This window comes from Sporomusa sp. (assembly GCF_035561155.1).
In the GTDB taxonomy this organism is placed as follows: Bacteria; Bacillota; Negativicutes; order Sporomusales; family Sporomusaceae; genus Sporomusa.
Genome location: NZ_DATMYD010000062.1, coordinates 53,643 through 66,890, shown reverse-complemented (window position 1 = coordinate 66,890; position 13,248 = coordinate 53,643). Strand labels below are relative to the sequence as shown.

Sequence of the window (13,248 nt, the reverse complement as noted above, 5' to 3'; positions counted from 1 at the left end):
TCAGTCACACCCGAAGCCGGTGGGGTAACCAGCAATGGAACTAGCCGTCTAAGGTGGGGCCGATGATTGGGGTGAAGTCGTAACAAGGTAGCCGTATCGGAAGGTGCGGCTGGATCACCTCCTTTCTAGGGAGAACTCGGGATTGAAATACATCCCGGTATTCCAGGTCGGTACATTTGGCAGATACATTATCACTTACATTGTTTAGTTTTGAGGGAATGCAAATATTCCTCAATGGGCCTATAGCTCAGCTGGTTAGAGCGCACGCCTGATAAGCGTGAGGTCAGTGGTTCAAGTCCACTTAGGCCCACCATCTCATCTTAATATAGTTAACCTTATATGGGGGCGTAGCTCAGCTGGGAGAGCACCTGCCTTGCAAGCAGGGGGTCAGCGGTTCGATCCCGCTCGTCTCCACCATATATCCAGTGACGATAGCTGTGGGAAGGAAGGTACTAACGTACCTTTGAATCTTACACTGCATGTTCTGTGTCGTAGCTAGAGCCTTCGTCGAAACCACGAGATACTAGATATCAAGTGGCGGTAAGACGTTTGACCTGTTCCGCATACCGAACACAGTAATTAAGCCCACAAACGCCGAAGGTACTTGGCTGGAAACGGCCTGGGAGATTAGGAAGTTGCTGGTTATTAAAGCACTCACGAATAGTGGGTGCTTTTTTGTGTTACATTCGTTTTTATATTATACTTATGATAGTAATACTTAGAAAATATTGATATAAAACCCAAAAAAGTAACACAATCTTGTAAACTGAAGGAGGCTAAAACTAATGACAATGGAAGTTGGCAAAGAGTTTATGGAGAAAACTAAATACAAGTATTCATCGCCATCTGACCAGGCTCGGGGCTTGCCGCATCCACCGGTGGAGCTGGAAATAGCCGTTGCTGGAGCTGTTATTGATTTACCTGACCTCGGCAAGGTTAAGACTGATATTTCGCTTACTCAGGCTATAGCGCAGCGGGTTAGTGTGCGAACCTATGCAGACAAGCCAATGTCATTAACAGAGCTTTCTTATTTGTTATGGTGTACGCAAGGTGTCAAGTCGATTGAGCCGCATCTGGTCACATTCAGAACAGTGCCCTCAGCCGGGGCGAGGCATGCTTTTGAGACATATATATTAGTGAATCAGGTTGAAGGCTTGGAACCAGGTCTATACAAATTTTTAGCTGTTGATCACCAGCTGGTGAAGATTGAGGTATCAGGCAATATCAGTAATATAATTACTGAGGCTTGTCTTAGGCAGAAGTTTGTTAAGACAAGCGCTGTAACGTTTATTTGGACGGCAGTCACTTATCGCATGACATATCGCTATGGACAGCGTGGCTATCGTTATCTGCACCTAGATGCCGGACATGTCTGTCAAAACCTTTACTTGGCGGCAGAAGCAGTTGATTGTGGTGTGTGCGCAATTGCCGCTTTTGATGATGATAAACTCAATGCAGCGCTTGATATTGATGGTGAAAATCAGTTTGCTATTTATGTAGCCACTGTCGGCAAAAGAACATAAAGATGGCTTAGCCGCTCCTAACTCCCACTTATACCCTAAAGGGCACAGGTAGAAGACTGAGATTGTAAAGTGGCATGTCATCTGACAAATAAAAGTTCTTGACAGTAATATTTACCCGTGTTAATATTACTCATGAATTAAATACAGTATTTTTCATCAAGAGTTGGCTGAGGGACTGGCCCTATGAAGCCGCGGCAACCATCGCACACGCGAACGGTGCCAATTCCTGCAAACCCGTAAGGGTCTGGCAGATGAAGAATTGCATAGTTAGTAATTATGCCTCTTCGCCTGCGAAGAGGCTTTTCTATTTACGATGAAATGAAGGAGGCAGAAGGACAAACATGATTACGTTAACTGGATTGGAGAAGGTGTACCAGGGTGAGTCAGGTGCGGTAACCGCACTTGATAATGTATCTTTTGACATAAAGCAGGGAGAGATCTATGGCATTATTGGTAAAAGCGGTGCTGGCAAAAGTACGCTTATCCGCTGCATTAACCTGCTGGAACGTCCTACAGCTGGCAAGGTAGTTGTTGATGGACAGGATATGACAGCTTTGTCGGAAAGTCAATTACGGGAGGCCCGCAAAAGTATTGGCATGATTTTTCAGCACTTTAACCTGCTGTCCTCCAGGACTGTCCTCGACAATGTGGCTTTTCCGCTCGAGATTGCTGGTGTCAGCCGTGGAGAACGGGAGAAAAAAGTACTGCCACTACTCGATTTGGTTGGTTTGTCTGATAAAAAAGACGTATACCCGGCCCAGCTCAGTGGCGGACAAAAGCAGCGGGTAGGTATTGCCAGAGCATTAGCCAGTCAGCCTAAAGTGCTTTTATGTGATGAAGCAACCTCTGCGCTTGACCCGCAAACGACAGAGTCAATTTTGGCTTTGCTGAAAGACATAAATAAGAAACTAGGCTTGACCATTGTTTTAATCACCCATGAGATGCATGTTATTAAAGCAATATGCGATCAAGTAGCTGTTATCGAAGCCGGTCGCCTTGTAGAGACTGGTAAGGTATTTGATGTGTTTACCAAGCCCCAGTCCGAGACTGCCCGTGAATTTATTAAAGCAGTGGTCAACAATAAACTGCCGGAAGCACTGGCAGCGGTCGTATCAAACAAGCCGGTAGCCGGAGGAAATCTGGTCGTAAGATTATCTTTCTTCGGGGCAGCGACCAATGAGCCGGTCATTGCCGGTCTTATCAGACGGTTTGCCGTTGATGTCAATATCATCTCAGGTAATATTGACCATTTGCAGGATACCCCTTATGGTACGCTGGTAATCGAGCTATCCGGTAAACCGGATGATATTCAAAGCGCGTTAAAATATTTACAGGCTAGAGATTTAGAAACAGAGGTGATTGGTTATGTCGCAAGACATGCTTATGCTGCTGGTTGAGGCGTTAGGTGAGACAATCTACATGGTAGCGGTTTCTTCACTGGTCTCAGCACTACTCGGAATCCCGTTAGGGGTTATTCTGGTTATCACCGGCAAGGGCCATATTAAAGAAAACCTGGTATTTAATCAGACACTAGGAGCTGTAGTTAATGCTGCCAGGTCAACACCGTTCATCATATTAATGGTGGCTATTATTCCGTTTACCCGGATTATTGCGGGCACCTCAATTGGTACCAATGCGGCTATTGTGCCGCTGACTATAGCAGCCATTCCGTTTGTCGGCCGCGTTGTCGAGTCGGCCCTCAAGGAAGTGGATGCAGGGCTTGTTGAAGCAGCACAATCAATGGGGGCGTCACCCCGTCAAATTATCTTAAAAGTGCTTATTCCTGAAGCCATGCCTTCTATTCTTATGGGGTTGACACTGATGGTAATCAGTTTAATCGGTTACTCTGCCATGGCAGGCGCCATTGGCGGCGGCGGTTTGGGAGACTTGGCCATTCGTTATGGTTACCAACGGTTTAGGGCAGATGTCATGCTGGCGACTGTCGTCATTCTCATTGCACTGGTACAGATGGTGCAGTCCAGCGGTGATTATTTCGCACAGAAACTTAACAAACGCTAAACAAGGAAGATAACACAGGGGGTATACGTAAGCATGGAAAATATCATTCGAAATATTCGTGAAGGTGGCTACGCCTCCGCTAAAGCCAGGCAATTTACCGAATCAGTCATCAGGGAGATGAGCCGGATTGCCGCCGCTCACAACGCCATAAACCTGGCTCAGGGCTTCCCGGATTTCCCGGCCCCTGAAGCGATAAAACAGGCCGCTATCAAGGCTGTGACAGAAGACCATAACCAGTACGCCATAACCTGGGGTACGAAAGGCTTGCGTGATGCCATTGCCGCGAAAGTTGAACGAGACTATGGTGTTGTTATTGACCCTGAACGCCAGCTCACCGTTTGCTGTGGCGCCACTGAGGGTATGATTGCCACCCTCCTGGCTACCGTTAATCCCGGTGATGAAGTCATTATTTTTGAGCCGTTTTATGAAAACTATGGCGCGGATGTAATCTTGTGCGGTGCTGTACCAAAGTATGTTAGCCTAACCCCGCCTGAATTTAATTTTAACCGTGAAGAGTTAATTGCCGCATTTTCCGACAAAACCAAAGCCATTATCATTAATACACCCAATAACCCTACAGGCAAGGTCTTCAATCGCGAGGAACTGGAGCTAATTGCGCAATTGTGCATTAAGCATGATGTATTGGCAATCAATGATGAGATCTATGAGCATATTTTATATGACAACACTGAGCATATTCCGCTATGGACATTGCCAGGCATGGCGGACAGGACAATTGCCGTAAACAGTGTTTCCAAAACCTTCAGTGTTACTGGCTGGCGTATCGGATATGTCCAAGCCTCACCGGAAATTACTGCTTCTGTCCGCAAAGTGCACGATTTTCTTACAGTAGGAGCCGCTGCACCACTGCAGGTAGCCTCTGCGGAAGCCTTCACCTTTGGCCCTGAGTACTATGCAGAACTGGCCGGTTTTTATAGCGAGCGCCGTGACTATTTACTTAATGCCTTAGAAAAAGTTGGCTTTAAATGCGTGAGACCGCAAGGTGCCTATTATATCATGGCAGATATTACGCCGTTTGGCTGGGATGACGATGTGGCCTTTGCTAAATACCTGACAAGCGAAATTGGCGTAGCTGTTGTGCCTGGTTCAAGCTTCTTCCGTCCGGAAAGCACCGCCGGCAAAACACTGATCAGGTTCTGCTTCTGCAAAAAGTTTGAAACCTTAAAGGCTGCTGCCGACCGCTTGGCAAAACTTACCTTAAAGTAACTATAATTAGGGAGAGAAGAAAATGAATAAATATGTAAAGATATTCGCACTAGCAACTATACTAACGCTAGCCCTTGCCGGGCTTACTGGCTGCGGCAGTCAAACTGCTGCTCCGGCAGCAGACAAAACACTTAAAGTGGGTGTAACGGCCGGTCCTCATGCCGAAATTATGGATGTTGTCAAAAAAGTAGCCGAAAAGGACGGCCTCAAAATCCAAGTCGTTGAATTTAACGATTATGTCCAGCCTAACGTAGCCTTAAGCCAGGGTGATATTGATGTTAACAGCTTTCAGCATCAGCCGTATTTGGACAATATGGTGCAAGACCGCAAATATGACATAGTGTCAGTTGCCAAGACTGTTATTTACCCCATGGGCATATATTCCAAGAAGATTAAATCGCTAAACGAGCTTAAGCCTGGCGCGACGATTGCTGTTCCCAATGACCCGACAAATGGCGGTCGTGCGCTGTTGCTGCTAGAAAAGCAGGGATTAATTAAGCTTAAGCCTGGAGTTGGCCTTAAAGCAGCGGCTGCCGATATTGCCGAAAACCCCAAAAACTTTAAAATCAAAGAACTTGACGCTGCACAGGTGCCGCGTTCGCTGGAAGATGTTGATTTGGCCGCTATTAACACCAACTATGCTATGACCGCCGGACTGGTTCCCAACAAGGATGCGCTGGCGATTGAAGACGGTAATTCGCCTTATGCGAATATTATTGCTGTAAAGTCAAAAGACAAAGAGAATCCGGCAGTGGCTAAGCTTATAAAAGCGTATCATTCCGAAGAGGTAAAGAAATTTGTAAATGAGCATTTCAAAGGCTCGGTAATCGCTGTCTGGTAATAGAAATATAGTGCACAAATGAGAAAACCACGGTTAATAAAGCCGTGGTTTTTCTTATTCATATGATTTTTCGACGATTTTAATAAATATCTCAACTAACCCTGGGTCAAACTGAATGCCGGAGAAATGTCTAAGTTCGGTTGTCGCCTGGGTTTGATTCAGGGCCTTGCGATAAGGCCGGTCATTAGTCATAGCGTCATAGGCGTCAGCGATTGCTAATATACGGCATTCTAAGGGAATGTTTTCAGCAGTCAAACCCATAGGATATCCGGAACCGTTCCACCATTCATGATGTTTGAGAATATAATCGGCGATTAGGCTTAAGTCGGGCGATGCCTGGGCAATGCGAAAACCAATCTCAGAGTGACGCTTCATTTGGTTAAACTCTGCTACTGTGAGTTTGTCATGTTTAAACAGGATATGGTCAGGAATACCTACCTTACCGATATCGTGAAATTGAGCGAGAAGTTTTAAGTCAGAGATCCTATTTTCCGGCAGGGCGAGAGCTGCTCCCATACAGGCAACTAACCGCTGAAGGCGGTCACCATGACCCTCAGTGATAAAATCCCGGGCTTCTAAGAGCTTCATTGCGGTCTGAACAATGGCGCTCCTATTGCTTTGGCTCCGGTGCAGTTTTTCTCGGTACATATTATTGTCGGCTGCCTTAAAGACCTCCTGCAGATTGGCTGGAAGGGTCTCGGCCAGGGCATAGCCAAGTGAAATGCTGAGGACAATCCCTTCTGCCAGTGGAGTGAGCTCATTATAGGCATCCACTGATTTAGTAATACGCTGGCACAGCAGTTCAAGCACTTGGCGGGTAGTGTTAGGCAGCAACAAAACAAACTCATCGCCGCCAATCCGCGTTACAGTCGTGTTAGGGGGGCAGCATTTACTGAGAATATCGGCGGCAGCTTTGAGTAAGCGGTCGCCGCTTTGATGTCCCCAGGTGTCATTTACCAGCTTGAGACCATCCAAATCGCCTACAATCACACCTACCGGTACAAAATACGGGTCAGCAAGCCGTTCAAGCTCGGTTGAAAAATATGTCCGGTTGTAAAGCCCTGTAAGCGGGTCATGCACACTTAAATAGGTAAGCCGTTCCTCAAGTTTCTTCCGATCCCGCCGCACTTCGGCTTCTTGAATTTCCCGTCTTATGGCCGGTGCCAAACGGGTTAGGTTGCCTTTAAGAATATAGTCATGAGCGCCAGCCTTCATGGCAGCTACCGCCACGTCCTCACCAATCGCTCCTGAGACAATGATGAAGGGAATGTCAAGGCCACTCTTTTTTATGAGTTCAAGGGCAGCTAAGCCGCTAAAGTTTGGCAGCGAATAATCTGAGATAATGACATCCCATTGCTGCTCAGATAAAGCAGCAAGCATGGCGTCAGACCGGTCAACTTGACGGAGTTGGGGAATATAGCCACTTTGGCGGAGAGCTCTTTTTATGAACAGGACGTCATCTTCTGAATCCTCGACAATCAAGACATTCAAGAATGCAGGCATCCATTCACCTCCTTGTTGGCGGGAATTCATTCAATACCAGCCAGTATAGGCCTAACTGCTGCACGGCCGCGATAAACTGGTTAAAGTCAACCGGTTTGCGAATATAGCTGTTTGCCCCTAAATGATAGCTATTGAGTAAATCCTGCTCTTCGCGCGAAGAAGTGAGGATAATGACAGGCAATAATCTGGTACGCTCATCGGCGCGTAACCGTCTAAGGACCTCTAATCCGTCAATTTTAGGAAGTTTAAGGTCAAGAAGAATTACCTGTGGCACAGGATTGGTATCCGAGTTGGGACCGAGCAAATAGTCGAGTGCTTCTGCACCGTCATGAGCGATAACGACCTGATTCATAATGTTGTTTTTTTTGAGGGCGCGTAGTGTGAGTGCCTCATCGTCAGGGTTATCCTCAACCAGTAAAATGATTCGATTGCTCATGTCGTACTCCTTTTAGAGGAATATTCTCTTTTTTGAAAATAGTTCAACAAATACAAGAGAAATTCCTGCCAGGGGACGGTCTAATTAAATGCGGCGCTTGGCAATAGCTTGACGGACTTTCTGCATATTGGCAATAAACGTATCCTGCTGCTTAAGCAGTGCACCAACATACAACACATCAACAAGGGCTAAGTGGATCAGTCGCGAAGCCATGGCTTCTGATCGATAGTTAACTTCCCGAGCCATGCCGTAAAGGGCAATATCGGCAACTTTACTAAGCGGGGATCGCATGTAACTGGTTATTGAAATAACAGTTGCTTGGCTGGCTTTGGCCATTTGGACAGCATCAAGGATATCGCGGTTAGCTCCAGAGTGAGAGATTGCGATGACTACATCACTAGGCTTAAGGAGCGCAGCTGAGGTCATTTGCATATGCGGATCGGCGTAAGCTCTGACAGGAATACCAAATCGCATAAAGCGGTGTTCAATATCAGCGGCAATGATAGCTGAGCCGCCAGAGCCATAAGCGTCAATACGTTGAGCCGCTGCTATGGTTGAAATTGCCTGCTCTAAAGCAGGCCCATTCATAATTTGAAGTGTATCTTGGAGTCCTTCGGTTATGCCATTAAAAATTTTTCCTGCAATGACTGTTGGCGTATCATTAGGATCAACCTCTTTATGCACCGACTCAAGTGGCGTATATATGTCACCGGCTAATGCAATTTTAAGATCCTGGTAACCAGAATAGCCAAGCTTTTTACACAACCGGAAAATAGTCGCTTCGGCACTGTGTGCAGCTTCTGCCAGTTCGGTTATTGTCATGTGAATTACCTCGGTAGAATTACTTAGTATATAATTAGCCGCTTTTTGTTCAGCCTTGGTTAACTCGTTTAAAATACTCCGGATACGAGCAAGGCAGGAACCTATCGCCGTAGTGTTATCCATAGTGACCTCCTATTACTAAAACATATATAAATTGTACACCAATGGAAATAATTTTCTCAACATAATTTATATTGAAAATAATTTTATTTAGGTATATAATTTGAATTGAAAATAATTTTCAAAAATAAATTGCAAATCGGTAAAAATTTTCTAAGAAAGGAAGTGCGATATATCGTGAATTCAATCGATAAAATGCCGCCCTACCAGCGCGCTATTGCCAAAGGGCATCTAGGTTCGTGCGGCGCTGCATACAACAGTTTAAGTAAGCCAATTATTGCCGTAGTTAATTCCTGGAATGAAATTGTGCCTGGTCATTGTCACTTACGAGAGTTGGCTGACGAGGTAAAACAAGGGATTATTGAGGCAGGAGGCTATCCGCTCGAGTTTAACACAATTGCGATTTGTGACGGCATTGCTCAAGGCCACAGCGGCATGAAGTATGTTTTGCCAAGCCGGGAATTAATTGCTGACTCGGTGGAAGTCATGGTACGCGGCCATGGCATCTTTGACGGTATGGTACTGTTGGGGTCTTGTGACAAAATTGTGCCGGCAATGCTCATGGCGGCTGCCAGAATTAATCTTCCGGCAGCAATAGTGACTGGCGGCCCAATGGTCAATAGAATTAAGCCTCACCAGTCCAAACAGGCCAGACAGCGGTTTCTGAAAGGCGAGATTGGTGAAGAGCAGTTATTTAACGCCACTGTTGAGTACTATCCCACCGCCGGGGTATGCCCTTTTCTGGGAACGGCGAATACTATGTGTATTGTCACTGAAACGCTGGGGATGGCATTGCCAGGATCATCTGCTGTACATGCTCTTAGTCAGCGGCGCAAAGATATTGCCCGTGAAACTGGCCGGGCGGTTATGCAGCTTGTCGATAAAGACATAAAGCCGCGCGATATTATGACTAAAGCCGCCTTTGACAACACAATCGCAGTGTTGTTAGCTATGGGCGGTTCGCTGAATACAGTGCTGCATCTGCCTGCTATTGCTCATGAGGCAGGGTTTGCTGTTACCTATGATGACTTTGACCAGATAAGCCGTAAAACACCGCTTATCAGCCGTATTGTTCCCAATAGTCAGGAATACACTGTTGCTGATCTGGAACCTGTGGGCGGCATACCGGCAATAATGAAACAGCTTGTGCCGGTTTTAGATACTACAGCGCTGGCCGTTAATGGCCGAACTCTGGCAGAAAACCTGGCTAATGCGCCGGAGGCTGACGGTGAAATTATTAAGCCCTTTTCTCAACCGTTTTCAGCCGAAGGTGGTATCGCCGTACTGCGAGGCAACTTAGCGCCCGAAGGCGCGGTGGTCAAGAGTTCGGCCGTGGCCGACGATATGTGGGAGTTCAGTGGTTCTGCCAAAGTGTTTGAGTCGGAGGAAGACTGCATGACAGCTGTGGATGAGGGCAAGATATCTGCGGGTGATGTTATCATCATCAGAAATGAAGGTCCTATCGGCGGGCCGGGGATGCGGGAAATGCACCGGGCAACTGAAGTTATTGGCAGAATTGGACGGGTAGCTATTATTACGGATGGACGCTATTCAGGTGCTTCAGGCGGCTTGGCTATCGGGTATCTTTCGCCGGAAGCAGCTGAAGGCGGGCCTATTTCTCTAGTCAAGGACGGCGATATCATCGAGATTAATATTGCAGAGCGCCGTATCCACTGGCATATTGAAGCCGAAGATCTAGCCCGTCGCATCGCTGAGTACAAGCCTGTAGTAAAGCCGGAAGAGGAAAGCAGTTTCCTCAGACTGTACGGCAAATCGGTTATGTCGTCAGCTAAGGGCGCAGTACGCCGCAAATTTTAAGGAGGGGAAAAACATGTTACTTGGTATCGTAGTTATAGCAATCCTACTTTTGTTACTCCTGATTACGAAGTTCAAGGTTAACCCGTTTATTTCGCTGATGCTGGTTTCCTTTTTCGTAGGTCTTAGCGCCGGTATGCCTCTGGATAAGATTGTCGGTTCTATCCAGGCCGGTCTGGGTAACACCCTGGGCTTTATTGCCATCGTGCTTGGTCTTGGCACAATGTTGGGCAAGCTTATGGAAGAATCAGGCGGCGCTGAACGCATTGCCCGGACACTCATCAAGGCTTTTGGCGAGAAAAATGTCCATTGGGCCATGGTGTGTGTGGCGTTTATTGTCGGCATTCCGGTATTCTTCCAAGTCGGTTTTGTTCTCTTAATCCCGCTGGTATTTACTATTGCCAAAGAAACCGGTATTTCGCTGACTAAGATTGGTCTTCCGCTTGTCGCCGGCCTGTCGGTAGTACATGGCTTGGTGCCACCGCATCCGGCAGCTATGGCAGCAGTAGGTATCTTTAAAGCCGATGTAGGTAAAACCATTTTGTACAGCCTTATCGTAGGTCTGCCGACAGCGGCGCTGGCTGGCCCGATCTTTGCTAACTTTATTAGCAAGCGTATTTATAAAGCTCCGCCCGAAAACCTGGTAAGCTCCATTAAGGTTGGCCGTACTGATGCTGAACTTCCGGGTTTCGGGATTACCTTAATTACTATTCTTTTCCCGGTATTCTTAATGATGCTCTCTACTTTCGCTGATATCAATTTGGCTAAAGACACTACGGCACGCCTAGTCTTAAATTTTATTGGTAACCCGATTACATCTCTGCTTATCTCGCTGATCCTTGCAATGTTTACTTTCGGCTTATGGCGCGGTATGAGCATGGAGAAAATCAGCCAATACTGTGACCAGTCACTGCCTTCTGTGGCAACTATTCTTATGGTAATCGGCGGCGGTGGCGCTTTCAATAAAGTACTGTTAGACAGTGGGGTAGGTACTGAAATCGCTAAGATAGCTACTTCGGCTCATGTTAACCCAATTATTCTTGGCTGGTTGGTTGCCGCGCTTATCCGGGTTGCTACAGGCTCGGCCACTGTGTCGATGCTTACTGCTGCGGGTATTGTTGCTCCAATTCTGGCGGCTTCGCCTGGCAGCGCCAGCCCTGAGCTGATGGTGTTGGCTACCGGTGCCGGTTCGCTTATTCTTTCCCATGTTAATGACTCAGGCTTCTGGTTAATCAAAGAGTATTTCGGCATGACGGTGCAGGAAACCTTACAAACCTGGACCGTACTCGAAACAATTATTGCGGTAGCAGCGTTAGTCTTTATTCTGATGCTCAGCACGGTTATCTGATAAGCTAGGAGCAGGAGGTCAATACCATCATGAACTCACAAGCCATTATTGGCGTGGATATTGGCACTACCGGCTGCCGGGCGGTTATTTACCGTCAAGATGGCATGGTAGTAGCCAACCACTCGCTTGAATACCCGCTCTATACGCCACAGGCAGCTTGGGCGGAGCAAGATCCGGAAGAAATCTTTCAGGCTGTTGTCAAAGTAACCAAACGTGCCACCGAGGAGGCACGTACTGCTGGTCAGGCTATTGCCGGGGTATGCTTTAGTGCGGTGATGCATAGTCTTATTCCTGTCGATGCTGGCGGGATGCCGCTTTATCGGATGCTTATCTGGGCTGATTCCCGCAGCCAGCAGTATACCGAAAAACTTAAGGCCGAGTATGACGCTAATGAGATCTATCAAAAAACAGGCTGCCCCATGCACCCGATGTATCCGTTGTCAAAAGTGCTGTGGTTTAAGCATGAGCAGCCGGAGATTTTTGCTCGTACCAGCAAGCTTATTGGTATTAAAGAATATGTATTGTACCGCTTAACCGGCAGATATGTTATGGATAAGTCGCTAGCGTCTGCTACAGCTATTTACAATATTCATAAACAAGAGTGGGATGCTGAGCTGCTGGCTATTTTGGGAATATCATCAGACCTCTTGCCGGAAGTCAAGCCTACCACCCACATTGAGCGTGGCATGAAGCCGGAACAGGCTGAGGCCCTAGGGGTTGATAAAGATATACCCCTGATATTAGGAGCCAGTGACGGCGTATTGTCTACATTAGGTTCAGGAACGGTCAATCCGGGTCAAGTGACTGCCATGATTGGTACCAGTGGTGCTGTTCGCGTCGTTACTGACAAACCGCAGTCTGACGATAAACGTCGTACTTGGTGCTACAACCTGACTGAGGACAAATGGGTGCTTGGTGGAGCTCTCTCTAACGGCGGGATTGCCTTCCGGTGGGCACGGGACAAATTTGCTGGCAGCGAACAGCGTGTAGCCGAGAAATTGGGGCTTGACACCTATGAGATACTGAGCCGCTATGCTGAGCAAAAACCGGCAGGTTCAGATGGGTTGGTTATGTTGCCGTTCTTCTCAGGTGAACGTGCGCCCTATTATAACGCCAACGCCCGCGGCGTATTATTCGGGCTTAATCTCAATCATGGTAAACGCCATCTGGTCAGGGCTACGCTGGAAGGCATTGTCTACCGGATGTTTAGTATCTTTAAGTCGCTGGAAGAAGTGTCAGGCAATGTTACCGAGATTCGCGCCAGTGGCAGCTTTACCCGCTCATCCTTATGGGTGCAGATTATGGCCGATGTCTTTGGCCGGGTAATTACTGTTCCCGGTGAGCCGGAAGGGTCGGCTTTTGGCGCCGCTATTCTTGGTATGTATGCATTAGGGATAATTGGCGATATCAAGGAAGTAAATAACTTTATCAATATCAAAGAGCGCTACCAGCCCAATATGGAAAACCACGCCCGCTACCAGGAGCTATACGCCATCTATGAGCGTATTTACTGGAATTTGCAAAACGAATTTGAAGCTATTGCTGAAATTCAGCGGCGGTGGAAGTAGATACTACAAGAAAATGCCAAAGCAGT

At 47.1% G+C, this 13,248-nt stretch carries 11 protein-coding genes, 2 tRNA genes, 2 rRNA genes and 1 riboswitch; of the genes, 12 read left to right on the top strand and 3 right to left on the bottom strand.

Annotation, left to right across the window (positions count from 1 at the left end; genetic code table 11):
* The 9 genes from VN447_RS07395 to VN447_RS07355 form a co-directional block, all read left to right on the top strand.
* Positions 1-125 (top strand): 16S ribosomal RNA (locus VN447_RS07395); the annotation flags it as partial.
* 111 nt (positions 126-236) lie between these two features.
* Positions 237-313, top strand: a tRNA-Ile gene (locus VN447_RS07390).
* Between the two features lie 28 nt (positions 314-341).
* A tRNA-Ala gene (locus tag VN447_RS07385) sits at positions 342-417 on the top strand.
* A 113-nt stretch (positions 418-530) separates the two neighbouring features.
* Positions 531-644 (top strand): 5S ribosomal RNA (rrf, locus tag VN447_RS07380).
* Positions 645-785: 141 nt separating this feature from the next.
* Positions 786-1,523 carry a SagB/ThcOx family dehydrogenase gene (locus VN447_RS07375; protein ID WP_325524342.1) on the top strand — a complete coding sequence of 246 codons (738 nt, stop codon included), beginning with the start codon at positions 786-788 and terminating at the stop codon, positions 1,521-1,523.
* 150 nt (positions 1,524-1,673) lie between these two features.
* Positions 1,674-1,781, top strand: a riboswitch (SAM riboswitch).
* An 83-nt stretch (positions 1,782-1,864) separates the two neighbouring features.
* Entirely contained in the window at positions 1,865-2,920 is a 1,056-nt protein-coding gene (locus VN447_RS07370; protein WP_325524341.1) for a methionine ABC transporter ATP-binding protein, read from the top strand.
* Positions 2,889-3,542 carry a methionine ABC transporter permease gene (locus tag VN447_RS07365; protein WP_325524339.1) on the top strand — a complete coding sequence of 218 codons (654 nt, stop codon included), beginning with the start codon at positions 2,889-2,891 and terminating at the stop codon, positions 3,540-3,542. Before VN447_RS07370 ends, VN447_RS07365 begins: the two co-directional genes overlap by 32 nt.
* A gap of 33 nt (positions 3,543-3,575) precedes the next feature.
* Entirely contained in the window at positions 3,576-4,769 is a 1,194-nt protein-coding gene (locus tag VN447_RS07360; RefSeq protein WP_325524338.1) for a pyridoxal phosphate-dependent aminotransferase, read from the top strand.
* Positions 4,770-4,791: 22 nt separating this feature from the next.
* Positions 4,792-5,610, top strand: coding sequence for a MetQ/NlpA family ABC transporter substrate-binding protein (locus tag VN447_RS07355; protein WP_325524337.1), 819 nt, complete (start codon positions 4,792-4,794; stop codon positions 5,608-5,610).
* Between the two features lie 54 nt (positions 5,611-5,664).
* Here the strand turns inward: VN447_RS07355 and VN447_RS07350 are convergent, their stop codons facing one another.
* The 3 genes from VN447_RS07350 to VN447_RS07340 all read right to left on the bottom strand — a co-directional run bounded on the left by VN447_RS07350 (position 5,665) and on the right by VN447_RS07340 (position 8,494).
* The gene (locus VN447_RS07350) at positions 5,665-7,113 is read right to left on the bottom strand and encodes a bifunctional diguanylate cyclase/phosphohydrolase (protein ID WP_325524335.1); all 1,449 of its coding nucleotides are present in this window, start codon (positions 7,111-7,113) and stop codon (positions 5,665-5,667) included.
* 4 nt (positions 7,114-7,117) lie between these two features.
* Positions 7,118-7,549, bottom strand: a complete 432-nt coding sequence (locus tag VN447_RS07345; RefSeq protein WP_325524334.1) for a response regulator — start codon at positions 7,547-7,549, stop codon at positions 7,118-7,120.
* An 84-nt stretch (positions 7,550-7,633) separates the two neighbouring features.
* Positions 7,634-8,494, bottom strand: a complete 861-nt coding sequence (locus tag VN447_RS07340; RefSeq protein WP_325524332.1) for a MurR/RpiR family transcriptional regulator — start codon at positions 8,492-8,494, stop codon at positions 7,634-7,636.
* A gap of 174 nt (positions 8,495-8,668) precedes the next feature.
* Between VN447_RS07340 and ilvD the strand changes: the two genes are divergently transcribed.
* The 3 genes from ilvD to VN447_RS07325 are packed head-to-tail and all read left to right on the top strand — an operon-like array spanning position 8,669 to position 13,222.
* Positions 8,669-10,309: a dihydroxy-acid dehydratase gene (ilvD, locus tag VN447_RS07335; RefSeq protein ID WP_325524331.1), complete on the top strand. Its 1,641-nt coding sequence runs from the start codon at positions 8,669-8,671 to the stop codon at positions 10,307-10,309.
* Positions 10,310-10,322: 13 nt separating this feature from the next.
* Positions 10,323-11,654, top strand: a complete 1,332-nt coding sequence (locus tag VN447_RS07330; protein ID WP_325524329.1) for a GntP family permease — start codon at positions 10,323-10,325, stop codon at positions 11,652-11,654.
* Positions 11,655-11,683: 29 nt separating this feature from the next.
* Entirely contained in the window at positions 11,684-13,222 is a 1,539-nt protein-coding gene (locus VN447_RS07325) for a gluconokinase (RefSeq protein ID WP_325524327.1), read from the top strand.
* Positions 13,223-13,248 lie beyond the last annotated feature (26 nt).

Bases quoted from the DNA above. Each gene is read 5' to 3' on its own strand.
- VN447_RS07365 (WP_325524339.1), top strand. From the start codon at position 2,889: ATGTCGCAAGACATGCTTATGCTGCTGGTTGAGGCGTTAGGTGAGACA.
- VN447_RS07375 (WP_325524342.1), top strand. From the start codon at position 786: ATGACAATGGAAGTTGGCAAAGAGTTTATGGAGAAAACTAAATACAAG.
- VN447_RS07360 (WP_325524338.1), top strand. From the start codon at position 3,576: ATGGAAAATATCATTCGAAATATTCGTGAAGGTGGCTACGCCTCCGCT.
- VN447_RS07325 (WP_325524327.1), top strand. From the start codon at position 11,684: ATGAACTCACAAGCCATTATTGGCGTGGATATTGGCACTACCGGCTGC.
- VN447_RS07330 (WP_325524329.1), top strand. From the start codon at position 10,323: ATGTTACTTGGTATCGTAGTTATAGCAATCCTACTTTTGTTACTCCTG.
- VN447_RS07340 (WP_325524332.1), bottom strand. From the start codon at position 8,494: ATGGATAACACTACGGCGATAGGTTCCTGCCTTGCTCGTATCCGGAGT.
- VN447_RS07370 (WP_325524341.1), top strand. From the start codon at position 1,865: ATGATTACGTTAACTGGATTGGAGAAGGTGTACCAGGGTGAGTCAGGT.
- VN447_RS07350 (WP_325524335.1), bottom strand. From the start codon at position 7,113: ATGCCTGCATTCTTGAATGTCTTGATTGTCGAGGATTCAGAAGATGAC.
- VN447_RS07345 (WP_325524334.1), bottom strand. From the start codon at position 7,549: ATGAGCAATCGAATCATTTTACTGGTTGAGGATAACCCTGACGATGAG.
- VN447_RS07355 (WP_325524337.1), top strand. From the start codon at position 4,792: ATGAATAAATATGTAAAGATATTCGCACTAGCAACTATACTAACGCTA.